This window comes from Meiothermus sp., assembly GCF_037443965.1.
Classification (GTDB): Bacteria; Deinococcota; Deinococci; order Deinococcales; family Thermaceae; genus Meiothermus.
Genome location: NZ_JBBINI010000025.1, coordinates 19,418 through 46,389, shown reverse-complemented (window position 1 = coordinate 46,389; position 26,972 = coordinate 19,418). Strand labels below are relative to the sequence as shown.

23 protein-coding genes and 1 riboswitch are annotated in these 26,972 nt (G+C 62.5%); of the genes, 15 read left to right on the top strand and 8 right to left on the bottom strand.

Annotated features, from left to right (window positions below; translation table 11 throughout):
- Positions 1–142: 142 nt before the first annotated feature.
- Together WKI89_RS13030 and WKI89_RS13025 are read right to left on the bottom strand one after the other, a co-directional pair.
- On the bottom strand, positions 143–1,279 hold the full coding sequence (locus WKI89_RS13030) for an FAD-dependent oxidoreductase (protein ID WP_337870284.1): 1,137 nt from the start codon (positions 1,277–1,279) through the stop codon (positions 143–145).
- Positions 1,280–1,326: 47 nt separating this feature from the next.
- Positions 1,327–2,952 (bottom strand): Na/Pi symporter, encoded by a 1,626-nt coding sequence (locus tag WKI89_RS13025; RefSeq protein WP_337870282.1) that lies wholly within the window; start codon positions 2,950–2,952, stop codon positions 1,327–1,329.
- A gap of 279 nt (positions 2,953–3,231) precedes the next feature.
- Here WKI89_RS13025 and WKI89_RS13020 point away from each other — a divergent pair, with 279 nt between their 5' ends.
- The 4 genes from WKI89_RS13020 (at position 3,232) to WKI89_RS13005 (ending at position 9,699) form a co-directional block, all read left to right on the top strand.
- The gene (locus WKI89_RS13020) at positions 3,232–4,221 is read left to right on the top strand and encodes an ABC transporter substrate-binding protein (protein WP_337870280.1); all 990 of its coding nucleotides are present in this window, start codon (positions 3,232–3,234) and stop codon (positions 4,219–4,221) included.
- Between the two features lie 107 nt (positions 4,222–4,328).
- Entirely contained in the window at positions 4,329–6,551 is a 2,223-nt protein-coding gene (locus WKI89_RS13015) for an iron ABC transporter permease (protein WP_337870278.1), read from the top strand.
- 7 nt (positions 6,552–6,558) lie between these two features.
- On the top strand, positions 6,559–7,626 hold the full coding sequence (locus tag WKI89_RS13010) for an ABC transporter ATP-binding protein (RefSeq protein WP_337870276.1): 1,068 nt from the start codon (positions 6,559–6,561) through the stop codon (positions 7,624–7,626).
- A 405-nt stretch (positions 7,627–8,031) separates the two neighbouring features.
- On the top strand, positions 8,032–9,699 hold the full coding sequence (locus WKI89_RS13005) for a S8 family serine peptidase (RefSeq protein ID WP_337870274.1): 1,668 nt from the start codon (positions 8,032–8,034) through the stop codon (positions 9,697–9,699).
- Between the two features lie 212 nt (positions 9,700–9,911).
- Here the strand turns inward: WKI89_RS13005 and gcvP are convergent, their stop codons facing one another.
- The 5 genes from gcvP to WKI89_RS12980 form a co-directional block, all read right to left on the bottom strand.
- Positions 9,912–12,770, bottom strand: a complete 2,859-nt coding sequence (gcvP, locus tag WKI89_RS13000; RefSeq protein WP_337870273.1) for an aminomethyl-transferring glycine dehydrogenase — start codon at positions 12,768–12,770, stop codon at positions 9,912–9,914.
- Between the two features lie 82 nt (positions 12,771–12,852).
- Positions 12,853–12,940, bottom strand: a riboswitch (glycine riboswitch).
- 76 nt (positions 12,941–13,016) lie between these two features.
- Positions 13,017–13,397, bottom strand: coding sequence for a glycine cleavage system protein GcvH (gcvH, locus tag WKI89_RS12995; protein ID WP_337870310.1), 381 nt, complete (start codon positions 13,395–13,397; stop codon positions 13,017–13,019).
- Positions 13,398–13,441: 44 nt separating this feature from the next.
- Positions 13,442–14,497 (bottom strand): glycine cleavage system aminomethyltransferase GcvT, encoded by a 1,056-nt coding sequence (gcvT, locus tag WKI89_RS12990; protein WP_337870272.1) that lies wholly within the window; start codon positions 14,495–14,497, stop codon positions 13,442–13,444.
- Between the two features lie 526 nt (positions 14,498–15,023).
- A complete protein-coding gene (locus tag WKI89_RS12985; protein ID WP_337870271.1) occupies positions 15,024–15,614 on the bottom strand; it encodes an ADP-ribosylation factor-like protein in 591 nt (196 codons plus the stop codon).
- A 2-nt stretch (positions 15,615–15,616) separates the two neighbouring features.
- Positions 15,617–16,108, bottom strand: coding sequence for a roadblock/LC7 domain-containing protein (locus WKI89_RS12980; protein WP_337870270.1), 492 nt, complete (start codon positions 16,106–16,108; stop codon positions 15,617–15,619).
- 17 nt (positions 16,109–16,125) lie between these two features.
- On the opposite strand from WKI89_RS12980, the gene WKI89_RS12975 reads away from it, so the two are divergent.
- The 7 genes from WKI89_RS12975 (at position 16,126) to WKI89_RS12945 (ending at position 21,130) form a co-directional block, all read left to right on the top strand.
- Positions 16,126–17,463 (top strand): M20/M25/M40 family metallo-hydrolase, encoded by a 1,338-nt coding sequence (locus WKI89_RS12975; protein ID WP_337870268.1) that lies wholly within the window; start codon positions 16,126–16,128, stop codon positions 17,461–17,463.
- Positions 17,464–17,674: 211 nt separating this feature from the next.
- Positions 17,675–18,565, top strand: a complete 891-nt coding sequence (locus WKI89_RS12970; RefSeq protein ID WP_337870266.1) for an alpha/beta fold hydrolase — start codon at positions 17,675–17,677, stop codon at positions 18,563–18,565.
- Entirely contained in the window at positions 18,565–19,752 is a 1,188-nt protein-coding gene (hemW, locus tag WKI89_RS12965; RefSeq protein WP_337870265.1) for a radical SAM family heme chaperone HemW, read from the top strand. The genes WKI89_RS12970 and hemW overlap by 1 nt, the downstream gene beginning before the upstream one ends.
- Complete coding sequence (locus WKI89_RS12960) at positions 19,734–20,051, top strand: nucleotidyltransferase domain-containing protein (protein ID WP_337870264.1); 318 nt, start codon at positions 19,734–19,736, stop codon at positions 20,049–20,051. Before hemW ends, WKI89_RS12960 begins: the two co-directional genes overlap by 19 nt.
- Complete coding sequence (locus WKI89_RS12955) at positions 20,041–20,427, top strand: HEPN domain-containing protein (RefSeq protein WP_337870262.1); 387 nt, start codon at positions 20,041–20,043, stop codon at positions 20,425–20,427. Before WKI89_RS12960 ends, WKI89_RS12955 begins: the two co-directional genes overlap by 11 nt.
- Positions 20,428–20,436: 9 nt before the next feature.
- Positions 20,437–20,754 (top strand): nucleotidyltransferase domain-containing protein, encoded by a 318-nt coding sequence (locus WKI89_RS12950; RefSeq protein ID WP_337870260.1) that lies wholly within the window; start codon positions 20,437–20,439, stop codon positions 20,752–20,754.
- The gene (locus WKI89_RS12945) at positions 20,744–21,130 is read left to right on the top strand and encodes a HEPN domain-containing protein (protein ID WP_337870258.1); all 387 of its coding nucleotides are present in this window, start codon (positions 20,744–20,746) and stop codon (positions 21,128–21,130) included. The genes WKI89_RS12950 and WKI89_RS12945 overlap by 11 nt, the downstream gene beginning before the upstream one ends.
- A 22-nt stretch (positions 21,131–21,152) precedes the next feature.
- Here WKI89_RS12945 and mfd read toward each other — a convergent pair whose 3' ends face one another.
- Positions 21,153–24,116 carry a transcription-repair coupling factor gene (gene mfd / locus WKI89_RS12940; RefSeq protein WP_337870256.1) on the bottom strand — a complete coding sequence of 988 codons (2,964 nt, stop codon included), beginning with the start codon at positions 24,114–24,116 and terminating at the stop codon, positions 21,153–21,155.
- A gap of 132 nt (positions 24,117–24,248) precedes the next feature.
- Between mfd and WKI89_RS12935 the strand changes: the two genes are divergently transcribed.
- Genes WKI89_RS12935 through WKI89_RS12920 form a run of 4 tightly spaced genes read left to right on the top strand, consistent with a single transcriptional unit; the run spans position 24,249 to position 26,947 of the window.
- A complete protein-coding gene (locus WKI89_RS12935) occupies positions 24,249–24,497 on the top strand; it encodes a ribbon-helix-helix domain-containing protein (protein ID WP_337870254.1) in 249 nt (82 codons plus the stop codon).
- On the top strand, positions 24,484–24,888 hold the full coding sequence (locus WKI89_RS12930; RefSeq protein ID WP_337870252.1) for a PIN domain-containing protein: 405 nt from the start codon (positions 24,484–24,486) through the stop codon (positions 24,886–24,888). Before WKI89_RS12935 ends, WKI89_RS12930 begins: the two co-directional genes overlap by 14 nt.
- Positions 24,885–26,078, top strand: coding sequence for a lipid-A-disaccharide synthase-related protein (locus WKI89_RS12925; protein ID WP_337870250.1), 1,194 nt, complete (start codon positions 24,885–24,887; stop codon positions 26,076–26,078). The genes WKI89_RS12930 and WKI89_RS12925 overlap by 4 nt, the downstream gene beginning before the upstream one ends.
- Positions 26,075–26,947, top strand: coding sequence for a glycosyltransferase (locus WKI89_RS12920; RefSeq protein ID WP_337870248.1), 873 nt, complete (start codon positions 26,075–26,077; stop codon positions 26,945–26,947). Before WKI89_RS12925 ends, WKI89_RS12920 begins: the two co-directional genes overlap by 4 nt.
- The last annotated feature ends 25 nt before the right edge of the window (positions 26,948–26,972 follow it).

Here is a 26,972-nt window from a genome sequence, read left to right as displayed (position 1 = left end):
CGCTGTTGCGGGTCGGGTGCGGGTCGCGCTTAGGCGCAAAGCCCGGACATACGGATGAAAACAAGGTTACGCATGGCTCACCTACCAAATCCAAGTGTACGCGCCCAAGACGCGGTTGCGCAAGAGCAGCAGAGATAAATGGCTACACGATGTTTTTTTCAACGGTTGAGGACGCCCTGGCGAAACGTTGAAAGCGCAACGAATCAATGTTCAAACTCTGCGCTTGCCCGTCTACAATTTCCTCGGCCATCAGGCGACCTACTGCGGCCGCCTGCTGCACCCCGTGGCCGGAAAAGCCACAGGCGTTGACCCACCCCTCCACCCCCGGCATCCGGCCCAGGATGGGATTGTGGTCGGGCGTGACCTCGTAGTAACCCCACCAACTGGCCTTCTGGTCGAGCTGGAACCGCTCGAGCCAGGGAAAACGGGCCATACCCACCTCCAGGGTGGGCTCGAGCCAGCTCCAGTCCATGCCTTCACAAAAGCCCACATCCGCCGGGTTGCTGCGGCCAAAAATCAGCCGGTCGTGCTCGGGGCGAAACCAGAAGCCGCTGGACAGGTCTATGGTAAGCGGATGCCAGGTGGGATAGGGGATGGGCGCGGTGGAGAACACCATGCGCCGGGCAGGCTGCACCGGAATATCCAGCCCGGCCCGTCGCCCCACCTCGCCTGCCCAGGCACCCGCCGCATTGAGCAGTATCGTTGCTTGAAAGAGGCCCCTCGAGGTCCGCACCTGCCAGCCACCTGCTTTGGGCTCGGCTGTCAGAAACTCGGTGTCGGTATGCACCGCTGCCCCATGCTGCCTGGCGCGGCGCAGGTACTCCATGCAGATACCGTGGGGGTCTACCATCCCGTCGGCACTCCCAAAAGTGGCACCCAGGATGGGTTCCAGGCCCGGCGCAACAGGCAAGAAGCCGAACCACTCCTGGGCGGCCTCGAGGTCGCGCACCTCCACCGGTACCCCCAGGCTACGCTGAAGCTCTACCCCCTCGAGATGCTGTTTCCAGTGGGAATCCGGCACCAAAAACAGGTAGCCAATGGGCCGGTAGGCTGCTTCGGGCATCTGCCGGTACTCCTGGATGGAGTACCAGGACAAGAGGATGTTGGTGGTCTCGGTAAACTGCACCCGCACCCCCGCCGCACTCTTGCCAGTAGAACCCATTGCGGGAGCAGCCGCCCGCTCCAGCACACCCACCTTCAGCCCCTGCTCGGCCAGGCGATAGGCACAAGCGGCGCCTATGATGCCAGCCCCAATAACCAGCACATCGTAGCGTGACATTGCGCACTACTGTAGCGCAATCTGGAGCCTTCGGCAAAAACCCGGCTTCAGGTGGATCGGGTGGAATTGCGTATGGCGCGTGCAGACCCGGCCAGGGGTTGGCGAAGGTCCTGGGAAAGCGTGGCCAAGCGGGTGATGCTCTGGTCTAGCTCATCCAGCACGATCAGTAGATCGAGGTGGGCCAGGGTGGTGGCGCGGCTTTCAATGCGGCCTTTCTCCAGGCGGCGCAGATGGGAGCGACGCAGGTCGAGCAGGTGGTTTTCCAGATGCTCACGGTCGGCAATCACCTGCCCGGCCAAGGCCTCGTTGCGGGTGGCGAGGGCTGCTAAGGAGAGCCGCAGCCGCTTGAGCACTTTCTCGGCCGCATCGGCCAGCTCGGTGCGGCCCTCCTCGGAAAACTCGAGGTTCTGGGCATAGAGTTTGTCTTGTTTGCGCAACATCCGCCGCACCTGATCGCCCATGTGCTCGATCTCGCTGGCCGCCATCATCAGCACCAGCGGCGAGTCGCCTGGATGGCGGGCCGAAAGATCGCTCAGGTAAAGCACGATGGCACGGGCCAGTTGGTCTACCTTTTCCTCCCGCCGGGCCACCTCGGCGGTATCCCCATTACCGCGGGCCAGAATTTTCACGGTTTCGGTGAGCATCTCCGAGAGTTGATCGCCAATGCGCCCCACCTCACGCAAGGCCAGGCTGGAAGCCAGTTCGCGCGACTCGAGGGCCTCCTCGGAGATGTACCGGGGGCTGATGCGGTGCTCCGAATCGGGCATCAGCCGGTGCATGAGCCCCTCGAGGGGCCGCACCACCGGCAAAACCAATAGCGAGGCCAGCACGTGGTACAGCAGATGCCCCTGGGCCACCGCAGCCGAAGCACCCAAGCCCGCCTGCTGTGCTAGCTCGCTGCTGAAGCGGGCGAAAGCTGGCAAAAACAGCACGAAGGGGATGGAAAGCAGCATCTTCCAGCCCAGGTGAGCCGCTGCTATCCGGCGGGCCGCGGGGGTGCTATCCCAGGTACTGAGCAGCAGAATCATCCCCGATCCAGCCCCCCCACCCAGGGTGAGCAGAAGCGCAGACGACAGACTGAAGGCGCTCGAGGCCGCCAGCGCCAGGGCCAGCGCCGCCACTGCATTGGCCGAGCCCAGCAACGAGGCCAGGGCAAAACCCAGCAACCACAAGCCCAGTGGAGAAGATTCCAGGCTCTGGCGTATCAGGATAAAAAGCTCCGAGCTGGTCATGGGCAGTAGCCCCTGCACCATCAGCGAAATTCCCAACAGCAGCATACCCAGCCCCAGGATTCCTTCACCCCAGACCTGGATCCGCTTGAACAGCGATAGTACGAACCCAACCCCTACAATCGGCAAAGCCATCGCGCTGATGGGGGTGGCCGCCAGTTGCAGCGCCACCGTGGCGCCCCCTTTGGCGGCCAGGCCCAGCACCAGTGCCGAGCCAAAGCTGGCAATGCCCGATTCGGCCAGCCGGATGGCCGTGAGGCCCAACGCAGAACTATTGAGGGTCAAAGCCCCCACCAGGGTGCCGGCCAACCAAGCCCGCCTCGAGCGAGCCGTAGCCCACGTCAAGACCCGGCGTGCGGGCCCACCCACCGCAACCGCCAGGGCCTGGGACAAGAAGGAGAGACCCTTCACCAGCAACGCCAGACCACCCAAGGCTTCTAACACTTGACTTTCCCCTGACCATCCAATCTGCTGGAAGTATAGGCGTAATACCCGCTAAAGTCCAGCAAATTCGAACGTCGAAAGGGCCGTGAAGTCACTGAGCGCAAGGCCCGAGGCCTTCTTTCGAGCCTATAGCCCAGCTCTACTTTGCTGATGTTCCATGAATTATTTTCTGCCGTGTAAGGCACTTGAATCTTGACATTTTTCTGACAAGCCGTATGATTCACCCGAGGAGGCAAAAATATGTCTTTTTTGAAGCGGAATCTCCGTTGGTGGGCTCTTGTGTTCGCACTGCTAGCAACAAGCATGGGCTTTGCCCAACAACGGGTTGTCAATGTGATCTGTAGCGTCACGCAAAACTGGTGTGAGGCCTTGGGGCCGGCCTTCAAACAGGCTACAGGCATTGACGTGCGTATCGTGAGCGTCTCGACCAACGAAGCCCTCGCCCGCTTACGGGCCGAGCGCAACAACCCCACCTTTGATGTTTGGTTTGGGGGCACAGGCGATCCACACTACGAAGCCTTCAAAGATGCCATCACCGAATGGTACCGCGTAAAAGCCTACAACGACCTATCTCCCAACATGAAGCAGGCCATCGGTACGACCTACACCCCGCTTTACCAGGGGATTCTGGGCTTTGGCATTAACCCCAAGGTGCTCCAGGATCGCGGCGCACCTATTCCTCGCTGCTGGAAGGATCTCGCCAACCCAGCCTACCGGGGTCTGATTCAGGTCTCAAACCCCAACACCTCTGGAACCGCCTACACCCAGATTGCCACCTTGGTGCAGTTGTTCGGCGAGGATGAAGCGTTCGATCTGATGAAGAGCTATCACCGCAACGTGGCCGAATACACCCGCTCGGGCGTGGCCCCGCGCATTGCGCTGGGGCGCGGCGAGATTGGCATTGGGATTCAGTTCATGCACGACCTGGTGGAGTTCAAGAAGCAAGGCTTCCCCATCGAGATTGTGGCTCCCTGTGAGGGTACAGGCTACGAAATCGGCGGTCTGAGCCTGGTGCGCGGGGCTAAGAACAAAGCCAACGGCCAGGCCTTCATGGACTGGGCCGTTTCACCAGCGGGGCAGGCTGTCGGTTTCCGGGCAGGCATTTTCTCGCTGCCTTCCAACACCAAAACCCCTCTGGTCGAAGGTATTCCCAACCCCAAAGACTTCAAGCTCATCAACTACGACGCCAAGAAGTACGGCGACCCCGATCTGCGCCAGCGGCTGATTGCCCGCTGGACAAGAGAGGTATTCCCGTTGCCGCGCCGCTAAACCCATGCTGGAAGTGATGATTGGTTGATTTGCTAAATGACTCCGCCGTTGGGCGGAGTCATTCAAGTGATGCGGGCGATAACTGCAACGCTATCAAAGGAGCCTGAATGGCTGTAATAGGGAAAACCGGCCTTGTGGGCATGGCCAGCGGAAGGTCTTCTGCGTGGATGGCCGGCCTGGTAAGCCTGCTGGGCCTCTTGCTGCTGCCGTGGGTTCGTACCGACCGAAGTTTCCTCGAGTTCAACCCCAATCTTCTGGCTATGAGCACCGCCCCGGTGCTGGGAGCGGTGCTGCTGGCCGTTGCACTCAGCCTTACGGCCCTGAGCTTGCTCCGCCTTCCCCTGGTGCATAGGGGCTACGCCTTGGTGGTACTGGGTTCCGGGGGCTTTCTGGCGGGTGTGGGGTGGCTGGTGGCTACCTCGGCGCCGCTGGGGTTGGGCGCGCTGCTGGTGCTGGTCGCCCTGCTGACGGTGGTGGGCATTGGGCTGAGCGAGTCAGGTATTATCCAAAACGACCCCTTTGTCACTACCAGCATCCTGCTGTCTGCGCTGTTTGTGCTGCTGTTCATTATCTATCCACTTTTTACCGTGCTGCACGAATCGGTGGTGGTTAAGGGTGTCTTTACCCTCAGCAAGACTCAAAGCGTGCTCAGTTCACCGCTGTTCATCACCATCGAGAACCCCTACACTGCCCAGTCGGAGCGCTTGCAGGTGGGCCTGGTTACCCTGGTCGCTGGGCTGTTGGGCGCAGGGCTGGCGGCCCGTGGAGGTTGGCGCTGGCCTCGAGTCTTCAGCGGTTTGGTGGCGGGTCTAGTGCTGGGTTGGATTGTGGGTGCGGGCATTTTTGGGGGTGGGGCATTTCCCACCAGCCTCTACCTAGCCCTTATCGTGGCCCCCATTACCACTGCACTGGGGCTGGTGTTCGCGCTCCTGGAGCAGCGCTCGAGGGCCGCCTGGGTTCGCCGTAGTCTGGGGGTGGTCAGCCTGCTGCCCCTCATCACCCCACCGTTTGTGTTCGCATTTGCCCTCATCTACTGGCTGGGGCGCAGCGGCATCATCACCAGCGACCTGCTGGGCCTCAAAACCAGTTTTTTGTTTGGCATCAACGGGGTAGCCATCGCCCAAATTTTCGCTTTCACCCCGGTGGCCTTCCTGATACTGCGCGGCTCGGTGCAGGGCCTGAACCCGGCCCTCGAGGAGGCTTCGGCCACCCTGCGGGCCCACCCATGGGATACCTTCCGCCGCATTACCTGGCCCCTGCTGCGCCCTGGGCTGGCGGCAGCTTTTTTGCTGACCATCATCGAGTCGCTGGCCGACTTCGGCAACCCTATGCTGCTGGGGGGTGACCGCAACTTCCTGGCCACCGAGGTATTCCTGGCCCTGACCGGGCGCTACGACCCCAACGAGGCGGCGGTCTACGGCGCGGTGCTATTGTGTCTGGTGCTGGTGATATTCGGCTTGCAGCGCGTGTGGCTGGGCAATACTTCGTTTGTTACGGTTACGGGCAAGCCCGGAGCGGGCAACTTTTCACCCTTGCCGGTCTGGCTCGAGCGCACCCTGCAAAGCATCCTGGCGCTATGGGGCCTGGCGGTGGTGTTGCTGTACTTCTCGATCTTCTTCGGCTCCTTTGTGCAGATCTGGGGCATCAACAACAGTTTCACCTTCAAGCACTACATTGACCTGACCAACCTGGGCCTGCCGGTACTGTTCAAAACTGCGCAACTGGCCTTTATCAGCGCAATTATCGCCACCCTGGTAGGCTCCCTGATTGCCTATCTGGTCTCGAGGCAGCAGTTCTGGGGGCGGGGGCTATTAGAAGTGGGTTCGATGCTCTCCTTTGCCACCCCCGGCACCGTGATGGGTGTGGCCTACATCCTGGCCTTCAACACCGGCCCCTGGCTGCTTACCGGCACTGGCATCATCATCGTGCTGGCGCTGGTTTTTCGTAACATGCCAGCAGCGGTGCGGGGGGTTATCTCGGGCCTTTCCCAGATTGATAAAAGCCTGGAGGAAGCCTCCACCTTGCTCAGAGCGCCCTCGAGCACCACCCTGCGCAGGATTTTGCTGCCCTTGCTTATCCCCCAGCTTCTGGCCGGGCTGGTTTTCGCCTTTGTGCGGGGCATGACCGCCATCAGCCAGATTATCTTCCTGATTAGCCCCGGAAACGCGCTGGCCACCGTGCTGATGTTGCGCTGGATCGAGCAGGGCGACCTGGGCCGGGGCGCGGCCATGGCCACGGTAATGATTCTGGGTTTGCTCACGGTCATCCTGATTCTGTTCGCCGCCTCGAGGCGGCTGGGACGCGGCGCCTCGCTGGAGTCCGCGGTGTGAGGTCAATATGCAGCAAGCTGTAGCCAATAGGAAGGGCACGCACCAGGCGGTGTCGGTCAGGCTCGAGGGCATCGTCAAGAAATTCGGCAAGGTGACCGCGGTGGAAAAGGTAGACCTGGAGCTACCGGCGGGGAAGCTCGTCACCCTACTGGGCCCCTCGGGCTGTGGAAAAACCACCATCCTGCGCATGGTAGCCGGGCTCGAGCGCCCCACCGAGGGACGCATTCTTTTTGGCGGGGAGGACGTCACCCGGCTACCGGCCTATCTGCGCGACATCACCATGATGTTCCAGAGCTACGCCCTCTTCCCTCATATGAACGTCTATCAGAACATCGCCTATGGCCTCGAGGTGACCCGTCGCCCCAAGGAGGAAATCCGCGAGCGGGTGGCCGAGGTGGTGCGGCAGGTGGGCCTGACGGGCCTCGAGGAGCGCCCGGTAGCGGCCCTATCGGGGGGGCAGCAGCAACGGGTAGCCCTGGCCCGCTCACTGGTCATGCAGCCGCGGGTGCTGCTTTTCGACGAACCGCTCTCCAACCTCGACGCCAAGCTGCGCAAGCGGGTGCGCGAGGAAATCCGCGACATACAGCAAGAGCTCGGCATCACCTCGCTCTACGTAACCCACGACCAGGAAGAGGCCATGGCCATCTCCGACCTAGTGGTGCTGATGAACAAGGGGGTAATTGAGCAACAAGGCGACCCCCGCACCCTCTACACCAAGCCCATCAGCCGCTTTGCCGCCGACTTTATCGGGCGGGCCAACTTTTTTGAAGGGTACTACAGCGGCGGACTCCTCCAGGTAGGAACTTACAGCCAGCCCCACCAGCAGGAGGGCATCTCGGGCAGGGTGACGGTGATGGTACGCCCGGAGGCCCTGCGGGTCTCGAGGGAAGGGGAGGGCCTCGAGGGCACCGTGCACCTGGTGTCCTTTCTGGGTTCCTCCACCGAGTTCAGCGTAGATACCGCCGTGGGTCGGCTCGAGGGCGTGGTAGCGGGTGATGCCCCCGAGCTGCCCGGTCGCGGAGAGAAAGTCCGAGTACAGTTTGCTCCTCAGGGAACTTTCCTGCTACCTGGCTAGTGCTCCGGTAACTTAATTCCTGGGATGGATTTGGCTCCCCTAATATCTGGAAGTTGCTTTGAGCGCTTCATTTTGGGAACTTCACTGCACATCAATCTTTAACTTACCAAACCACTAGAGCAGTTTTCACAAACAAGCGACAGGGTTCGCCCGAGCTGCCTCGAGGACTCCGCCGCATAGCAGAGTCTTTGTTAACAGGACCTGGCTGTTGCGTCACCGAGCGCAGCGAGGAGCGTACACCGGGATTCCAAAAGACAGCCTCATGGTGTTTTTTGTTCGCCATTTTGCAGGTTAAAGGCGCACTTTCCGCTTTCTGCCATTCCTTAAGCAACGCTCAATCCCAATCCCAAGATTTCTTTAGGCCTGGCTCAATCTAAAGCCCGAATCCGAGCCTAGCCTGAAGGCATGATGCTCCGTTTTCTCTTCACCCTGTTATGGCTCATACCGTTAGCACCTTATTCCCTGGCACAACCCCACATGGTGGAAGTGATTGTGGAGCTCGAGGGGCCGCAACTACCCCGGGGGCAGGCCAGGGCCGAACTGATGCGACTGCTCAAGGCCAACCTCGGCCAGATGCAGGGGCGGCTGAAAATCAAGGCAGCCGAGGGCTTCTGGGCCAGCCAGAGCTTCCTGGTGCGTCTGCCCGAGTCGCAGGTGGGGCGTTTGATGCAGGTGCCAGGTGTACGACGGGTGTATCCCAACCGCCCGGTGCGCATGACCCCGCCGGTGGCCTCGGCCCTTTCAGTTCCGGTAAACAGCGGTAGCAACTGGGCCTTGCAGCACATTGGGGCGCCCAACCTGTGGGCCAGCGGATTGCGCGGCCAGGGGATTCGCATCGGCCACCTGGACACCGGGGTGGATGCGTCCCATCCCGACCTGCGCGGCAAAGTTGTGGCCTTTGCGGCCATCAGCGCCGACGGCACCCCCCGCGAGAGCGAGCCCTACGACTCCTCGCTGCACGGAACCCACACGGCTGGTTTGTTGGTTGGCAACAATGTGGGGGTCGCTCCCGAGGCCCGCTTGGTCTCGGCACTGGTTCTGCCCAATGGCTACGGTACGCTGGCCCAGGTGTTGGGTGGGCTGGACTGGGTGCTGGAACAAAACGTACAAATTGTTTCGATGTCGCTGGGTCTGGAAGGCACCTGGACCGAGTTTGCCAGCGTTATTGAACGCATGAAGCAGATGGGGGTACTGCCGGTCTTTGCCATTGGCAACTCCGGCAGCACCACCGCTTCCCCCGGCAATATGCCGGATGTGCTGGGCATCGGCGCTACCAACCAAGCAGGCCAGGTTGCAGGCTTCAGCAGCCGGGGCGAGGTGCGCTGGGGAAACCCTTACAACGTGGTGTTGAACAAGCCCGATCTGGTGGCACCGGGGGTGGATGTGCTCTCCACCATTCCCGGAGGGCGCTACATGGCCATGAGTGGAACCTCGGTCAGCACCGCCATTGCGGCCGGCGGCGCGGCTTTGTTGATGTCCGGAGGCTTCAAGGCCGACCAGGTGCGGCAAGCCCTGCTCAGCGTGGCCCAGAACCTCCAGGCACCCGGTGGCGGTCGGGGAATCATACGACTTGGCGAGGCCCTGGCCGTACTGCGTCCTAAACAACCGGATTCGTCACATGCCGTCCAGCCGACCCCACCTCCTGCCCAAGCGCCCCAGGCCAACCAACCGCCGTCAGGAGGAAAAACCGCCCTGCTGGTCGTCGAAACCTCCGGTGCGGATGGGGCCAAACGCGCCCTGGACAGCCTGGGTTTTCACACCGAGGTGCTTCAAATTAGGCCCGACCAGCGCCCCGGCGCCGACAAGGTGGACGATTTTGCTCTGGTGATCTGGGTTTTGCCCGCAAGCTGGAGCGACAACTGGCCCGAGCCCCACCGCAAGATGCTACGGGCCTACGTGGAGCAGGGCGGACGCCTGCTGCTCATTACCAACAACCAAGGCCAGCGCCCGGTCAACGAGTCCAGCGCCTACGGGAAGGGCAAGGCCAGTTTTGTGAGCGGCGACCTGGGTAGCCTGAGTGTGGAGCGGCGGTCGCAGGTTTTTCAGAGCATCATCCAGCAGTTGATGCGCTAAGTTTCGCTCGGTTGGGTTATACGCATTCCTACCCCTTCGGTCGGCTGGAGTTCTTCACCTTTGATTAGGCCCAAAGGTGAAGAACTCAGGCGAAACCGGTATTCGTGAATTGTCCATCCTATAAAGCAACCCGATTGGTTATCGGGTGCTCCTCGAAAAGCGGAGAGGCCACACTTGAAGCTGGCGCCTGGGGGTGTTTTACCTACGGTTCGTCAATTGGTGGCTCCCGCATAGTCCTCCACCGGCGGACATGAGCAGACGATGTTGCGGTCGCCGTAGGCGTTATCTACCCGGTTGACCGGGCTCCAGTATTTGTCCATAGCTGGCTGGCCAGCGGGGAAGCAGCCCTGAGCGCGGGTGTACTTACGGTTCCAGGGCTCGTCGGCCAGGTCCAGCACAGTGTGGGGGGCGTGGCGCAGGGGGCTTTCCTCGGCGGTGAGCTCGCCCCGCTCGATCTGGGCAATTTCCTGGCGGATGGCGACCATGGCGTTGATAAAGCGATCGAGTTCGTGCTTCGACTCCGACTCGGTCGGCTCGACCATCAGGGTTCCGGGCACCGGGAAGCTCATGGTGGGGGCGTGGAAACCAAAGTCAATCAGGCGCTTGGCAATGTCTTCGGCGGTAATGTCGCAGCGGGTTTTGAAGGCCCGGGGATCGAGGATGCACTCGTGGGCCACCCGGCCCTTTTCATTTTTGTAGAGCACCGGGAAGTAGGGCTCGAGCCGGCTGGCAATGTAGTTGGCGTTCAGGATGGCCACCTCGGTGGCCCGCTTGAGTCCCTCACTGCCCATCATCCAGATATAGGCAAACGAGATGGGCAGAATCGAGGCCGAGCCATAGGGGGCCGCCGCCACCGGCCCCACCGGAGCCGTCCCGCCATCGAGCACGGGGTGCCCCGGCAGGAAAGGGGCCAGGTGGGCCTTAACCCCGATGGGGCCCATCCCCGGCCCGCCCCCGCCATGAGGAATGGCGAAGGTTTTGTGCAGGTTGAGGTGGGAGACATCGGCCCCGTAGTGGCCGGGTTTGGCCAGCCCTACCTGGGCGTTGAGGTTGGCCCCATCCAGGTAGACCTGCCCCCCGTAGCGGTGCACGATATCGCACAGTTCGCGTATTTTCTCCTCGAACACCCCGTGGGTGGAGGGGTAGGTAACCATCACCGCTGCCAGCCTATCGGCGTGCTGCTTTGCTTTGGCCTCGAGGTCATTCAGATCCACGTAGCCGTGCGGGTCGCAGGCCACCACCACCACCTCCATCCCGGCCATCTGGGCCGAGGCCGGGTTGGTGCCATGGGCCGAGGAAGGGATCAGGCAGACGTTGCGGTGCCCATCGCCCCTCGAGCGGTGGTAGGCCCGGATAGCCAGCAGCCCAGCATACTCACCCTGGGCCCCGGAGTTGGGCTGGAGCGAGACCGCATCGTAGCCAGTGATTTCACACAGCCAGCGGCTCAAAGTCTCGAAGAGCTCGTGGTAGCCCTGGGCCTGCTCAGCCGGCGCAAAGGGGTGCAAATTGGCAAACTCGGGCCAGCTAATGGGGATCATCTCGGCCGCGGCGTTGAGTTTCATAGTGCAGGAGCCCAGGGGAATCATGGCCCGATCCAGGGCCAGGTCGCGGTCGGCCAGACGGCGCATGTAGCGCATCAGCTCGGTTTCGGAGTGGTAGCGGTTGAAAACCGGGTGGGTCAGGTAAGAGCTGGTGCGCTGTAAGGAGGCCGGCAGGTGGTTCTCGGGGGCAAAGTCTGGGTACTTAAAGTCACCCCCAAAGGCCTGCCAGACCGCCTCGATGATCTCGGGGGTGGTGGTCTCGTCGAGGGCGATGCCGATGTGGGCCTCGTCCACTTTGCGCAGGTTGATGCGGTGGCGACGGGCCTCGGCCAGGATCTCCTCTACCCGGCCTTCGGCCCGGATGGTCAGGGTATCGAAGAAGTGGGCATTGACCCGCTCCAAACCCAGGCGCTTCAGGCCCGCCGCCAGCACCGCGGTTTTTTCGTGCACGCTCTGGGCGATCTCTCGCAGACCCTCGGGCCCGTGGTAGACCGCGTACATCGAGGCGATTACCGCCAGCAACACCTGGGCGGTGCAGATGTTGGAGGTGGCTTTCTCACGGCGGATGTGCTGCTCGCGGGTCTGGAGGGTCAGGCGGTAGGCCCGGTTTCCCCTCGAGTCAATCGAAACCCCCACCAGGCGCCCCGGCAGGGCCCGTTTGAGCGCGTCCCTGACCGCCATATAGCCGGCGTGGGGCCCGCCATAGCCCATCGGAACCCCAAAGCGCTGGGCCGAGCCCACCGCGATATCGGCCCCCAGCTCACCGGGCGGGGTGAGCAGGGTCAGGGCCAGCAGGTCGGCGGCCACCACCACCAGCCCGCCGGCGGCTTTGACCCGCTCGATGGGGCCGCGCAGGTCGCGGATCTGGCCCAGGGTATCGGGGTACTGGAAGAGCGCACCGTAAAGCCCCTGGGGATCCAGCTCTGTTTCGGGGTCGCCCACCACCAATTGCCAGCCCAGCGGCTCGGCCCGGGTCTGCAAAACGGCCAGCGTCTGGGGGTGCACGTTCTTATCCACAAAAAAGGCCCGGTGTGGCTGCTTACAACTGCGCTGGGCCACCGCCATGGCCTCAGCCGCCGCCGTGGCTTCGTCCAGAAGCGAGGCGTTGGCGATGTCCAAGCCGGTGAGGTCGGCCACCATGGTCTGGAAGTTGAGCAAGGCCTCGAGGCGCCCCTGGCTAATTTCGGGCTGGTAAGGGGTGTAGGCGGTGTACCAGGCCGGGTTTTCCAGCAGGTTGCGCTGGATCACCGGGGGCAGAATCGTGCCGTAGTAACCCTGTCCGATGAGCGAGGTAAACACCTGGTTCTTGCTGGCAATGGCCCGCATACGGGCCAGCATCTCGGTCTCGCTCAGACCAGGGCCGATGTCGAGCGGTGCGTCCTCGCGGATGGAGGCTGGCACGGTCTGTTGGATGAGTTCCTCCAGCGAGGAGACCCCCACGGCCTGCAGCATCTGTTCGATGTCGGCTGGGGTGGGGCCAATGTGGCGGCGTGAGAAATCGGTGGAACGGGGTTTGCGTTCAGGGGTCATGCGGTCTCCTCCACTGACCCCATCTGTCCTTTTGCCTGAGAGTGTTATCCCGTCGGCGGGCGCTTTGCGCCTCTCTCCAGATTTCACTGCTGTGGTCCTTTTGCCTGAGAGTTTCCGGGGTGGTTGCTCCTTCGGCGTGGGGCTGGCCCATCTCTCCCATCAGCAGCGCGCTACTTGTACCAAAGCCATGATAGCCGAAACCTGCACAGGTCAAAAAGTGACACTTGTACAGTTTTGGCTCGAGGGTTACTGGCTTTCTGCCACGGCCTGATAATCCGCCGCCGACAAGAGCCCGTTCAAGTCTGCCGGGTTCACCTTCATTTTGAACAACCAGCCCTTGCCGTAGGGCGCCTGGTTAATGAGCTCTGGTTTGTCGGAAAGGGCGCTGTTGACCTCGAGGATCTCCCCCGCCACCGGGGCATAGATGTCGGAGGCGGTCTTGACCGACTCCACCACCGCCACCGCTGAACCGGCCTCCACGGCCTTACCCACCTGCGGCAAGTCCACAAACACCACATCCCCCAAGGCGTCCTGGGCAAAGTCGGTGATGCCCACCACGGCCACGTCGCCCTCGAGGCGAACCCATTCGTGCGATTTGGTGTACTTGAGCTCGGAAGGATAGTTCATCATCTCACCTCGGCTGTCAGTTTATTGCCTAGAAGACTCACTATCTAGCGTTTCACGAAAGGCGTTTCGACCACAGTGGCCGGCGCGGCCCTACCACGAATCTCCACTTCCAGCGCGGTGCCCACCCCGGCCCAGTCGGGCTGCACATAAGCCAGCCCGATGCCCTTTTTGAGCACAGGTGAGTGGGTTCCCGAGGTGAGGATGCCGACCTCCTGGCCCCCTCCCAGCACCCGGTAGCCCTCGCGCGGAATCCCCCCCTCGACCAGCAGCCCCACCAGCCGGCGCTCACAGGCGGCGTCCAGCATGGCCTGTTTACCAAAAAACTCTTTCTGGCCCTTAACCACCCAGTCGAAAGGGGTGCATCGGGGGTTGGTGGTGTCGGTGAGTTCGTGGCCGTACAGGGGAAATCCCGCCTCGAGGCGCAGGGTATCGCGCGCGCCCAGGCCACAAGGGGTCACCCCGGCGGCCAGGAGGGCCTCCCAGGCCGCAGGGGCTTCGTCGGGGGCCACAAACACCTCGTAGCCGTCCTCGCCGGTGTAGCCGGTGCGGGCAAAGCGCACCCACTTGCCCGCCAGCTTGCCCATGAAGGTATCGTTCTTCTTGCGCGAGATCAGGTCGGTGTCGCAGAGCTTTTGCAGCACCGCCACCGCGTTGGGGCCTTGCACGGCGATCAGGGCAAAGAAGTCGGAGGCGTCCTCGAGCCTCACCTCAAAGCCTTCCGCCAGGCGCTGAAGATGCTCCCAGTCCTTCTCGATGTTGGCGGCGTTCACCACCATCAGGTACTCTTCCTCGCTGGTGCGGTAAATATAAACATCGTCCACCACGCCCCCCTGTGCATTGGGCAGCATGGAGTACTGGGCCCGGCCCACCTTGAGCTTGGCCACATCGTTCAGGGTGGCGTACTGCAAAAAATCCAGCGCCCCAGGCCCCTTTATCCAGAACTCGCCCATGTGGCTCACATCGAACATCCCCACCAGCCCCCGCACGGCCAGGTGTTCGGAGGTGATGGAGGTGTACTGGATGGGCATCTCATAACCAGCAAAAGGCACCATCTTGGCTCCCAGGGCCAGATGGGCTTGGTGGAGTGGGGTGGTTTTCATGCCCTTACAGCATACCAATAGGGCGGAGCATCCAAGCTTCAGCGCGTCGTAATACGCACTCCTACTCCCTTCGGTCGGCTTGAACCCTCACCTTCGATTACTCCCATAGACGAAGGGCTCAAGCAGAACCGATATATACGGGTTTATTCGGATAGCGTCAGCTCGGATATAAAAAGCAGAATAAACCTGTGTGACACGGCAGACTCACGCTAAAGCCTCCCCAACAGCGTAGGGGTGGACTTTACGATGCCGCCCGGCTGATTGACGGGTTTTCAACCTTCGGCTCAGCTTTTTCAGCTTGTTGGATAACTTCGAACTGACGTTCCGATAGAAAAACCCGCCCATCCATCGTTTTATGAGCGCGGAGCCATACAGATTTTGTCACAACCCTCACTTAAAACAGGCGGTAACCAGGAAGGGCTTGGCTTCGACGAGCTCTGGCAACCCTCACACTGGCAGGCCGGTGGATGGCTTGGGCACTGCGCTACCTGGGATTCCACTCCCCCGCCGAGCAACCAACGGTGCGCTAGCTGGCCGCCGCTACCCTGGAAAGCACATGACGGCTCACGGCCTTGAGGGTCTCGAAGACCCCCGTACCGTTGGTGGCAACGGCCTCGAAGATGGGCAGGCGCATCTCGGGGTCAATCACCGCCTGAATCATCTCGACCGGTAGGGCACCGGGGGTATCACGTTTGTTGGCTTGGAGTACGATGGGAATATCTTCCACCTTCATCCCGTACTCGGCTAAGTTCTCGCGCAGATTGCGCATGGACTCGGCGTTGGCCCGCAGGCGGTTGGGGGCCGAGTCGGCCACGAACACCAGCCCATCCACCCCCCGCAAGATCAGCTTGCGTGAAGCGTTGTAAAAGACCTGCCCCGGCACGGTGTAGAGGTGAAAGCGGGTTTTGAAGCCCTTGACCTCGCCCAAATCCACCGGCAAAAAGTCGAAAAACAGGGTGCGTTCGTCCTCGGTGGCCAGTGAGACCATCTCGCCTTTGCGGTTTTGTGGCACCTGCTGGAATACCCATTTGAGGTTGGTGGTCTTCCCGGACATGCCGGGGCCATAGTAGACAATTTTGAAGTTGATCTCCCTGGCGGCAAAGTTGATCGTGCTCATAGTTAGTTACCAAATAGCTCGTCTAGGAGGGCGCTGGCCCCATCACGGTACTCGTGGTCAATTCCAAGGGTTCCGGGCTGTACCAGGGCATCTTTGGTGATGACCTCGAGGGATTGTGCCGCTCGTTTCCCAAAGAGCTTAATTCGCCCCACGGGCGCCGAGTTGTCGAAGATGACGACCAGCAGGGCCAGTTCGCCCACTTCCTCGGCGTACATACCGTGGGTTGAACCCTGATGCAGCAGCTCATTGAAGCGTGGCTCGCCCAGCATTCGGGCCAGGGCCTGGGTGGCGGCTGCGTTACCGGCAATTAGGGTTGCGAGCGAGTCCAGCGCCGGGGGTCTGGGCGCCCAGAGCGCTTCCTTGTGGGCCAGCACGAACCCCTTGCGATCCAGCAGCAGTGCGTAACGGGCCCCACTCTCGCGAAGTAGCTCCTCGAGGACATGCGAAGCCTTCTCGTAGGCGCCCCCAAAGAGTGCGATGGCAGGCTCAACCATAGTAGGCTAAGTCTAGCATGAGCACGTTACCTACCCATGTGATGAATTACGCCAAAGACACGCTGGCCCGTCTCGTAGCCCTCCCGACCGTTTCGGCGGAACAACGGGCCATCCCCGAAACTGCCCTGCTGGTCAAAGAACTGCTCGAAGAACTGGGCCTGCGGGCGGAGATTCACCCCACGGCCGGGGCCCCGGTGGTTTATGCCGAGGGAGGCTCGGACGGCCCCACCATGCTTTTTTACAACCACTACGATGTGCAGCCCGCCGACCCGCTGGAGCGCTGGGAGTCCGACCCCTTTACCCTTACCGAGCGCGATGGCAAGCTCTTCGGGCGCGGGGCCAACGACGACAAGGGCGAGATTGTGGCCCGGCTGGCGGCGCTGCGCTGGCTCATGGAGGAACACGGGCGCCTCCCCCTGAAGGTCAAGTTTGTTATAGAGGGGGAAGAAGAAATTGGCGGTCCCAACCTCGAGCACTACGTCCTCGAGCACCAAAGCCGCCTCAGGGCCGATGCGGTGATCTGGGAGGCGGGCGGGGTGGACGCGGTGGGGCGGCCCCTGGTCTACTGCGGCCTGAAGGGCATTGTGGGCCTCGAGCTGCGCTGCAAAACCGCCGCCTACGACCTGCACTCCAGCCTGGGCGCCATCGTGCAGAACCCCCTGTACCGTCTGGCCGCCGCGGTGGCCAGCCTGCGCGACCGGGAAGGCCGGGTGCTGGTGAGGGGCTTCTACGACGCCGTCCGCCCCCTCACCGAGCTGGAAGAGGAGACCCTGGGGCGCATCCCCGACGAATCGCCGGCCTTGAAGAAGGAGTATGGCCTCTCTGGCTTTCTGGGCGGGGTGAGCGGCCCTGCGCTCTACAAGAAATACCTGGCCGAGCCGGTGATCAACATCAACGGGATTCATGGCGGCTACGGCGGCCCCGGTTCCAAAACGGTGCTGCCGGCCGAGGGTTTTGTCAAGATGGACATCCGCTTGGTGCCCGACCAGGAGCCGCGCCAGATCGTAGACCTGGTGAAAGCCCACCTCCTCGAGCACGGCTTCGACGACATCGAGGTCATCGAGCTCGAGTTCGGCGAGCGTCCCGCCCGCAGCGACCTGGCCTCCCCCTGGGTGAAAACCGCCATAGAAGCCTGCCGCGAGGTCTACGGCCAGGAGCCGGTGGTCTGGCCCAACTTTGCCGGTTCGGGCCCCATGTACCCCTTCACCAACGTGATCGGTGCACCGGTACTGGGCCTTGGGATTGGCTATCCCGGCAGCAAAATCCACAGCCCCAACGAACACATTGTGATTGGGCACCTGGAGTCCGGCATCCTTGTCATCAAGCGGGCGCTGGAAAAGTTTGCCGGAATCTGAAAGTTTGATACCGGTTCCGCTTGAATCCTTCACCTCCGGGTGTAATCAAAGGTGAACAATACTGCCGGAATGCGGATGATATCTACATCAGGACGGGTGGCAACTGCCCAACCCGCGGCAGGTCAATGTGCCTTTGGGCAACCTCCAGGGCCTCTCACTGCCGTATCGTTTAGCCATGCTCAGGCCGTTACTGGTTCCATGTGGGTTGCTCATGGTTTCATGGGCTTTTGCCCAGAGTCCCCTAAGCATTGCCGAGCTCGCGCGCCTCTCCTACGGTGGTGGTACCCTGGTGGCCGAGCGGGTACTCGAGCGCACCCCGGCCTTCACCCGCTACCTGGTGCGCTATCCCTCCGACGGGCTCAGCATGTACGGCTTCATGAATGTGCCCAACGCGCCAGGGCGCTTTCCAGTGGTGATCGTGATTCACGGGTATGTAAACCCCGCCACCTACCGCATCCTGGCCTACACCACCCGCTACGCCGACCATCTGGCCCGGGCAGGGTTCGTGACCATTCACCCCAACCTGCGCGGGCATGGGCTCTCGCAAGGCAGCCCTGAACAGGGCGCCTCGAGGGTCCTCTACGCGCGGGAGATACTCGACCTGGCAGCCATTGTGCGCTCCCAGGCAGGACGCGGGGCTCTGGAAAAAGCCCTTCCCAGCATTGGGCTCATGGGGCACAGCATGGGGGGCGGCATCGCCCAGCGGGTAGCGGTACTCGACCCGCAAATCCGGGCAGTGCTCCTATATGGCACCATGCACGGCGACGACCTCAAGAACGCACGGCAAATCTGCTTTGTTTTTACCAACCGGCAGCGCGGTTGTGACGAGCTCAACACGCCCGCCCAGACCATGGCCCAAAGATCCCCTGTCAACTTTTACTCGCGCATCCGCGCCCAGGTGCAGGTGCACCACGGCACCGCCGACCCCCAGACCCCTTACGCCTGGGCCGGCGAGATTTGCGCTGCGCTACAAAAGAGCAACGTCCGGCACCAGTGCTTCACCTACCGAGGGGCCGGCCACACCTTCCGGGGTAGCGACTACACCACGCTGATGTCCAGGGCGACCACCTTTTTCGGCCAGACCCTTCGCAATGGGGAATAATGCAAGGCCTGTACATCCACGTTCCCTTCTGCCCCACCCTTTGCCCCTACTGTGACTTTCACGTGGTGCGGCGGCACGGTGGGGTGGTAGAGGCGTACCTGGCCCACCTGGCCGAGGAAGCCCAACTGCTTTTTGCCCACTGGGCCCAAACCCCGCACACGCTTTATTTCGGCGGCGGCACGCCGAGTTTTTTGCGCAACCACGAACTGGAACAGCTCTTTGCCGCTATCCCCTGGGACATTTCAAAGGCCGAGGTGACCATGGAAGCCAACCCCGGCACCCTCAACACTGAGCGGCTGCAACTGCTCAGAGATTTGGGTGTAAACCGCCTCTCCATTGGGGTACAGAGCTTCCAGGACTCCGTGTTGAAAACCCTGGGCCGGGCACACGGACGCAAAGGGGCCCTGCGGGCGGTGGAGATGAGCCTCGAGGCCGGCTTCCGAACCTCGGTTGACCTGATACTGGGGCTGCCAGAGCAAGACCTCGAGGCCGACTTACTTGAGGCCGCCGCCCTGGGCGTTGGGCACGTCTCGGCCTACACCTTGCAAGTAGAGCCTGGAACTTCCTTCTGGGCTAGTGGAATCCAACCCGACCCCGACCTCGAGGCCACCGCCTTTGAGCGTGCCGAACACATCCTGGGGGCAGCCGGATTCTTCCGCTACGAGGTCTCGAACTTCGCTAGGCCAGGCCAGGAAAGCCGCCACAACCTGCTGTACTGGAAGTTGGCCTTCTGGGGTGCGCTGGGGCCCAGTGCCGCGGGACTCCTGAACCCCGCCCTTTCGGGCTACCTACCCACCGGGTCTCCCCTAGACCAAGGGAAGGTCTATGCGCTCCGCACGCAAAACCCCCCGCTGCCCCGCTGGCTACAAGGCGAGAAACCCGCCATCGAAGCGATTGACCCTTTGGAACATGCCAAAGAGGCCCTGATGTTGGGCCTGCGCCTACACGAAGGCGTGGATGTGGGCACCCTCGAGCAGCGCACAGGGCTGGATTTGTGGGATCCTCTGGAGCCTGTCGTCGAAAAAATGGTTTCGGAGGACGTACTAAAGCTTAGAGGAAGGCGAATCCGGGCCGTGAACCTTAGCACCATACACCCCCTCATCTTGCGGCTATGGGACGCGCTGGATTCGATTTTTCAGGAAACCCCGGAGGGTGCTAGCATAAAAGCATGGATTACCCCGAGCTAAAGCCGGTATTGGAGCGCATTCTGGAAGTCGTACCGGCCCGGCAGATTATTCTGTTTGGCTCGAGGGCCAAAGGCCAGGCCCACCCGGACAGCGATTACGATTTGCTGGTGGTGGTGCCGCCCAGTCTGGACAAACGCGAGGCCATGCGGGCGCTCTACCTGGGCCTGAGCCAGATCAAAAAAGGCTTTCCAGTAGATGTTTTAGTGGCTTATCCCGAGGACTTGCAGCGCTACCGACAGGCCTGGATGACCATTTACCCCGAGGTTTTGGCGCACGGGCAGATTCTGTATGCCGCTTAACCCGCTCGACCCCAAGGCCTGGCTGAACTTGGCCCAAAGCGATCTAGCCTATGCCGAGAACCCCCCAACCCGAGGGCTTTTCGAAACCTCTGCTTATCTAGCCCAGCAGGCCGCAGAGAAGGCACTAAAGGCGCTTCTGATACACCTGCAGCGTCCTTTTCCCAAGACCCACAACCTGGACTTCCTGTTTGAGCTGCTCGAAGAGGCATCTGTGACCATCCCTGCAGAAGTACGCCGGGCTGTCTTGTTGCAAAACTACACCATTCGTGGGCAGTATCCTTCTAACTATCCCGAGCTGACCAAAGTGGAGTACCAGGAAGCCCTCGAGCTCGCCCAGCGGGTGGTAGCCTGGGTAGAGGCACAGATGGCGTGCTAGCATACAGACATGGAATACCCCGAGCTAAAGCCGGTGTTGGAGCGCATTCTGGAGGTGGTGCCGGCCCGGCAGATTATTTTGTTTGGCTCGAGGGCCAAAGGCCAGGCCCACCCGGACAGCGATTACGATTTGCTGGTGGTGGTGCCAGAAGAGTACATCACCCTAGAAAGCTATAAAGCCTTGTATCGCTGCCTGGGCCAGGTCAGGCGAAGCTTTGGGGTAGACGTGATTCTGACTACACCCGAACAACTCGAGCACGCGCGCAAGGCTTGGATGCCCATCCACTCCGAAGCACAGCGCAACGGTCAGATTGTGTATGCCGGGTAAGGGCAACAACCCCAAAGCCTGGTTGCTTCGGGCCAAAGGCAGCCTTGCCCGCGCCAACGCAGGCCGCCTCACCCCAGAAATTCTTTACGAAGACCTCTGCTTCGACGCGCAGCAAGCTGCCGCAAAAGCCCTCAAAGCCCTGCTGCTGGCACACCACCAGCCCTTCCCCAAAACACACGACATCGGCCTCTTGTTGCAGCGGTTGGAAGCAGCGGGCATGATCGCACCAGAGGAAATCAAAGCTGCCGAGGTGCTGTCTTTTTACGCCGTGGTAACCCGCTACCCAGGGGATTACCCCGATCTGGATGAAGCCGCTTACCTGGAAGCCCTCGAGCTCGCCCAGCGGGTGGTGGCCTGGGTGGAAAAGCAACTTTAGGCCTAAACTCTCGCAGTACACATCAACCCACCAGGTACAGCACCTCGCTCAGGGCCTGCACATACCCCTCGGGGCGCAGGCCTTTTTTGGGGATGCGAAAGCCGGGGGGGTACTGGGTGGGTTCGACCCGGAAGGGCAGGGCCCGCAGGGCTTTGGCGTCGTAGTCGAGGGCGGAGGTCTGGAAGGCGATTTGCAGGTGCAGCATGTCCTCGGTGATGGAGACCACCCCCCGGCCCTCGGCCAGCAGGCGCAGGCGGGTAAGGGCCAGGAAGTTCTCCACCTCCTGGGGGGCCGGGCCGTAGCGCTCCTTGAGCTCTCTGGCGATGCGGGACAACTGGGCCAGGTTGCGGGTCTCGGCCAGGCGGCCATAGTAGCGGCTGCGGGCGGCGGGGCTTTGGATGTACTCCGGGGAGAGCCGGGCCGAGAGCTGGAGGTCGAGGGTCACGTGGCGCTCAGGCTCGGCCTGCTCGCCCTTCAACTTGCGGATGGCCTCGGAGAGCAGTTCGGTATAGACTTCCAGGCTTACCGCGCGGATATGGCCGTGCTGCTCGAGGCCCAGCAGGTTGCCCACCCCGCGGATCTCCATGTCCTTCTCGGCCAGCAGATGGCCGGAGCCCAGGTCGGAGAGGTCGGCTATGGCGGCCAGACGGCGTTCGGCCCCTTCGGTGAGGCGCAGGGGGTGGAAGAGATAGGCCCAAGCCTCCTGGTCGCGCCGCCCCACCCGGCCCCGGAGCTGGTAGAGCGCGGCCAGGCCCAGCTTGTCGGCCCGCTCGACCAGGATGGTGTTGGCCTCGGGGATGTCGAGGCCGGACTCGATGATGGTGGTGGCTAAAAGCACATCGAAGGCCCCCTCGGCGAAGGCCAGCATGGTCTCCTCCACAAGGGCCTCGGGCATCTGCCCGTGCACCACCCCAAAGCGGGCCTCGGGCACCAGGGCTTCCAGGTAGCGCCGCCGGGCCAGGATGGTGGCCACCCGGTCGTGCACATAGAAGGCCTTGCCGCCGCGCTCGAGTTCGTCCATGATGCCCTGCCGCACCAGGGCCGGGTCGTAGGGGGCCAGCAGGGTGCGGATGGGCTTGCGTCCGGGGGGCGGGGTCTGGATGCTGCTGAGGTCGCGCAAGCCCACCAGGGCGCTGTAGAGGCTGCGGGGAATGGGGGTGGCCGAGAGGTAAAGGGTGTCCACGGCCTCTTTGAGCTCGCGGATGCGCTCCTTCTGGCCCACCCCGAAGCGGTGCTCCTCGTCCACTACCAATAGGCCCAGGTCTTTGAAGCGCACGTCGGGCGAGAGCAGCCGGTGGGTGCCGATCACGATGTCTACTGTGCCCTGCTCGAGGCCCCGCAGCACCTCGCGGGCCTCGCGCTCGGAGGTGAAGCGCGATAGGGCCGCCACCCGCACCGGCAGGCCCGCCAGGCGCTTCTGGAAGGTCTCTTTGTGCTGCTCGGCCAATAGGGTGGTGGGCACCAGCACCGCCACCTGGGCCCCATACCCCACCACCCGGAAGGCCGCCCGCAGGGCCACCTCGGTCTTGCCAAAGCCCACGTCGCCCGAGATCAGGCGTTCCATGGGCCGGGGAGCCTCGAGGTCGCGCAGGGTCTCCTCGAGGGCCTTCTGCTGGTCGGGGGTGAGTTCGAAGGGGAAGTTTTGCTCAATCAGAGCATCCCACTCGGGCAGCGGCCCAAAAGCCCGTCCCGGCGCGGCCTCGCGCTTGGCGTGCAGCACCAGCAGGCGCTGGGCCAGTTCTTCCGCGTCTTTGGCGGCTTTTTCGCGGCGCCGCTTCCACTCGCCCTTGCCCAGCGAGGAAAGCGCCGGGGGGTCGTCGGTGGTGCCAGGGTGGCGCTTCAGGAGCGGAAGCTGCTCGACCGGCAGGTACATGCGGGCCTCGCCGGCGTAGCGCAGCACCAGGTAGTCGCGCTGGGCCCCCAGCACCTCGCGGGTCTCGAGGCCCAGGTACTGCCCAATGCCGTGCTCGGGGTGGATCAGGTAGTCGCCCACGGCCAGGGCGCCGGGGTCGGTCTCTTCGCCCAGGAGCAGCCTACGGCTGCGCAGCACCTCGGCCCCGCCAAAGGCGTAGAGGTGGGCCTCGCTCAGGTAGGCGGTGCGGCGCTCGGGCTCGAGGAAAGCCCCTTCGAAGGAGGCCGGAACCAGGTTGAGGCTGCCGGGCCGGGGGCCGAGGGTGGGGGTGGAGAGCACGGCCAGGTCGGGGTACTGGGCCTGTAGCTTGGCGAGCAGGTAGCTGCGGCTTTTGGCGTGGCGGTAAAACCAGACCACCGCAAAACCGGCCTCGAGCCAGGTTTGCACATCCTGGACGAACTGAGAGATACGAGCCCGGTAGGGGGGCAGGGGCTGGTAGCCCAGGGATAAGGTGGGCAGCTCGGGCCCCCCCAGGCCAAAGGCCACCCGATCCCGCCCGGCCAGCAAAGGCCACAGGGCCTCCGGGGCCAGGGCCGGGGTGTCGAGGAAGACCGGGCCGGGGAAGTGCAGAATCTTGTGGGAGTCCCAGGTCTCGGCCTTGCCTGCGCGGGCCGTGAGGACGTGGCGCCGCCGGGGCTGGCCGTCCACCTTGAGCACCTCCAGCTCGTCGCCAAAGAACTCGAGGCGCACCTCGCCCAGCTCGAGCACCTCTCCCTGTACGCGGTAGTCCTCCTCGCGCAGATAGCCCATGCGCAAAAGGCGCTCTAGCAGCTCGTCGCGCAGGTAGCGGCGGCCCACCTCGAGCACCAGCCGCCAGTCTTCGGGCCGGGCCGGAAAGCCCTCGAGGGCCTCGCGGTAGCTCATCACCACCACCCCGGCCTCGCCGATGGCCTCCAGACCAGGGTTCACATAGGCCGAGACCCCCAGTGCGCCCAGGTCGGCGTACAAACCCAGCCGCTCCTCGGGGCAGAGCAGCACCCGGGGGCCTGGGTGCTGGGCAAAGATCAGCGCGCGGGCCACCTGGGGCAGGCCGGGCAGGTAGCGGTTCAGAACAGAGGGCTCGGTAAGGTTCATGACAAATCATCAAAGCCCACCAGGAAAACCTGGGGGGATCGGCTCCAGTCTACAGGGGCAGCGCCGATTGCACTACCGGTGGTTCTAGCGGGTGAATGCCATCATTGTGGCATCTAATGTTATCATTTAAGCATGGTGCGCACCCAGATTCAGCTCGAGGAAGCACAATGGCAGCAGCTACGGGAAATAGCCCACCGCGAGGGGATCTCCGTTGCCGAGGCCGTGCGCAGGGCCGTGGATAGTATGTTAGAAGAAAAGCAAAAAGCCTACCGCTGGCGCAATGAACAGGCCCTGGGCGTGGTGGGGCGCTTTGCTTCGGGTTTGCAGGATGTGAGCAAAAACCACGACCGCTACCTGGAGGAGGCCTTTGACCCTCGTTGACACCTCGGCCCTGTATGCCCTTCTAGATCGGGACGACCAAAACCATCCAGAAGCCAAAGAACGCTGGGAGATGCTCCTGGAAGAAGGTGAGCCCCTTTGCACACACACCTATGTAGGGATAGAAACCGCTGCCCTGGTACAGCGTCGGCTGGGGATAGAAGCCGTGCGCGCGCTCGAGGCGTTAATGGGCGTGATAGCCTTATACCCTGTGAGCCTGGCCCTGCATCAGCAGGCGTTGGCTGCCTTGCTTAGCGCCGGGCGTCGAGAGGTAAGCCTGGTAGACTGGGTGAGCTTTTTGTGGATGCGAGAGCAAAACATCCGCCAGGCTTTCGCTTTTGATCAACTCTTTCTCGAACAGGGGTTCACCAGCCCACCTCCCAAAACACCATGACCGACGTACTTATCATCTCGGGCGGCAACGCCGAAGACCTGATTGGGGCCACCCTCTGCCAGCACCTGGAGGGCTTGCGGCTGGCTGCCCTGCCCCTGGTAGGCCCCGGCAAGCGCTACGAAGGCCGCGTCGAGCGCATCCTGGGGCCGCGCAAACAGATGCCCTCGGGGGGCTTTCCCTTCAACAGCCTGGAAAACCTGCTGGCCGACCTGCAGGCCGGTTTTCTGCAAGAAATCGTCTTGCAAATCCGCGCGGCCCAGCTTGCCCGTCGCGAGGTGCGGGCTGTTGCGGTGGTAGGGGATGCCTACGCGCTGGCCGTGGGGGTGCTGGCCTCGGACTGGGGGCGGCTGCCCCTGTTCCATCTTCAGCCTCAAATTTCGCACCATTACTCGGCAGGACGAAGTGTCTGGGAACGGTTGCGCCAGCCCAACCAGTTTGCCGCCGAAGACTATATGTTCTACGAGCGCTGGATGCACCGCTTTGTACGGGCCGTATACGTGCGGGACAGGCTCAGTGAGCAGCGGGCCCAGCAGCTTGGCATGCATAAGGCCCGTTTTGTGGGCAGTATGGCTATGGACACCCTGGGCCCTCCTGAGCGCGACCTGAACGGACTGCTGGACGGGCGCAAGGTGCTGGTGCTCTTGCCCGGCACCCGGGCCGATGTGCGCTATAGCCTGCCCCTCATGCTGCAAAGCGCAGCACTGCTACCCGAGCTGCAGCCCCTGGTGGCCTGGGCAGGCAGCTTTACCAACGTACCGCTGGCCGAGGGCTGGGCGCTGGATATTCGGGACGAGCAGACCGCCATCGCCCATCACAACGGCCAACAGGTCTGGCTTTTGCGGGGGGCTTTTTCGGCCATCCTGCACGTGGGCTATGTGGCTATCGGCACGGCCGGCACCGCCAACGAACAGGCGGCCGGGATGGGTATCCCGGTGGTGGCCTTCCCCACCCCAGGGCCGCAGTACATCTACCCCAACGCCCTGCGGCAAAGCCGGCTACTGGGCAAGGCCATGCGGCTGGTGGAAGCCAGCGCTCTTCACATCGCCGAAGCAGTCAGAGTATTCTTATCGGATGCCCAGGCTCGAGAAGAGGCTCGCCAGGAAGGCCCTGAGCGAATTGGTCGGCCGGGGGCGATACCTCGCATAGCTGATGAGATTCGCCTCGCAACTGACGTTGAAAAAGATTTATGAATGAGCGAATATTGGCCCTGATCGTCACCCACAACCGCAAGCACCTGCTGCAAGACTGCCTCGACTTGCTGGCAGCCCAAACCCGTAAGCCGGACCACACGCTGGTCATAGATAACGCCTCTACCGACGGCACCCCCGCGCTTGTGGCCCAGTACCCAGTCGAGCACATACGCTTGCAAACCAACTCTGGCGCGGCAGGAGGTTTTCACTTTGGTCTGGCCGAGGCCTGCCGAAGGGATTTCGACTGGATCTGGCTCCTCGACGACGACGCCCACCCAAGGCCCGACAGCCTCCAGAAACTTTTGGAGGGGCTGGAGCGGGCTCGAGGTATCGGCTCCGAGCCCAACCTTCTGCTAAGCCGCCTGCTCTGGGTAGACGAGCGTGTCCATCCCATGGGTGTACCCTGGCCGGATCTCCGCAAGCCGGGGCTCATACTCAAAGCACATTCCCATGGCCTGATGCCGGTTCGCTTTGGCACCTATGCCTCCATGCTGGTCAATCTGCGGGCCGCCCAAAGCCATCCACTTCCGACAGCGGCCTACTTTCTGTACAACGACGACCTCGAGTACAGCGGGCGCCTGCTGCGCCGGGGGGTGGGCTACCTGGTGCGAGACAGCCTGGTGGTGCACAAAACCCGCAACCCCTATAGCTCGGCGATCAACGCCTCGGACGAGGTGTTTTACCTCGAGGCCCGCAACCGGGCCTGGTTGGTGCGCTCGGACGCCTTTGGGCCCCTTGGCAAAACCTACTGGCTACTGAATAGCCTGGGGGTGTTCGCGGTGCGCCTCCTAAATAAGGGCCCACAGGGTATCAAACCCATCTGGAAAGGCTGGCTCGAGGGTTTTCAAACCCTGCCCGAACTCAAATAGCCACTCGTTCACAGTACCTGCCACT

Excerpts from the sequence above, each read along its gene's own strand:
- WKI89_RS13030 (WP_337870284.1), bottom strand. The coding sequence starts at position 1,279 with ATGTCACGCTACGATGTGCTGGTTATTGGGGCTGGCATCATAGGCGCC.
- WKI89_RS13015 (WP_337870278.1), top strand. The coding sequence starts at position 4,329 with ATGGCTGTAATAGGGAAAACCGGCCTTGTGGGCATGGCCAGCGGAAGG.
- WKI89_RS13010 (WP_337870276.1), top strand. The coding sequence starts at position 6,559 with ATGCAGCAAGCTGTAGCCAATAGGAAGGGCACGCACCAGGCGGTGTCG.
- WKI89_RS13005 (WP_337870274.1), top strand. The coding sequence starts at position 8,032 with ATGATGCTCCGTTTTCTCTTCACCCTGTTATGGCTCATACCGTTAGCA.
- gcvP (WP_337870273.1), bottom strand. The coding sequence starts at position 12,770 with ATGACCCCTGAACGCAAACCCCGTTCCACCGATTTCTCACGCCGCCAC.
- gcvH (WP_337870310.1), bottom strand. The coding sequence starts at position 13,397 with ATGAACTATCCTTCCGAGCTCAAGTACACCAAATCGCACGAATGGGTT.
- gcvT (WP_337870272.1), bottom strand. The coding sequence starts at position 14,497 with ATGAAAACCACCCCACTCCACCAAGCCCATCTGGCCCTGGGAGCCAAG.
- WKI89_RS12985 (WP_337870271.1), bottom strand. The coding sequence starts at position 15,614 with ATGAGCACGATCAACTTTGCCGCCAGGGAGATCAACTTCAAAATTGTC.
- WKI89_RS12980 (WP_337870270.1), bottom strand. The coding sequence starts at position 16,108 with ATGGTTGAGCCTGCCATCGCACTCTTTGGGGGCGCCTACGAGAAGGCT.
- WKI89_RS12975 (WP_337870268.1), top strand. The coding sequence starts at position 16,126 with ATGAGCACGTTACCTACCCATGTGATGAATTACGCCAAAGACACGCTG.
- WKI89_RS12970 (WP_337870266.1), top strand. The coding sequence starts at position 17,675 with ATGGTTTCATGGGCTTTTGCCCAGAGTCCCCTAAGCATTGCCGAGCTC.
- hemW (WP_337870265.1), top strand. The coding sequence starts at position 18,565 with ATGCAAGGCCTGTACATCCACGTTCCCTTCTGCCCCACCCTTTGCCCC.
- WKI89_RS12960 (WP_337870264.1), top strand. The coding sequence starts at position 19,734 with ATGGATTACCCCGAGCTAAAGCCGGTATTGGAGCGCATTCTGGAAGTC.
- WKI89_RS12955 (WP_337870262.1), top strand. The coding sequence starts at position 20,041 with ATGCCGCTTAACCCGCTCGACCCCAAGGCCTGGCTGAACTTGGCCCAA.
- WKI89_RS12950 (WP_337870260.1), top strand. The coding sequence starts at position 20,437 with ATGGAATACCCCGAGCTAAAGCCGGTGTTGGAGCGCATTCTGGAGGTG.
- WKI89_RS12945 (WP_337870258.1), top strand. The coding sequence starts at position 20,744 with ATGCCGGGTAAGGGCAACAACCCCAAAGCCTGGTTGCTTCGGGCCAAA.
- mfd (WP_337870256.1), bottom strand. The coding sequence starts at position 24,116 with ATGAACCTTACCGAGCCCTCTGTTCTGAACCGCTACCTGCCCGGCCTG.
- WKI89_RS12935 (WP_337870254.1), top strand. The coding sequence starts at position 24,249 with ATGGTGCGCACCCAGATTCAGCTCGAGGAAGCACAATGGCAGCAGCTA.
- WKI89_RS12925 (WP_337870250.1), top strand. The coding sequence starts at position 24,885 with ATGACCGACGTACTTATCATCTCGGGCGGCAACGCCGAAGACCTGATT.
- WKI89_RS12920 (WP_337870248.1), top strand. The coding sequence starts at position 26,075 with ATGAATGAGCGAATATTGGCCCTGATCGTCACCCACAACCGCAAGCAC.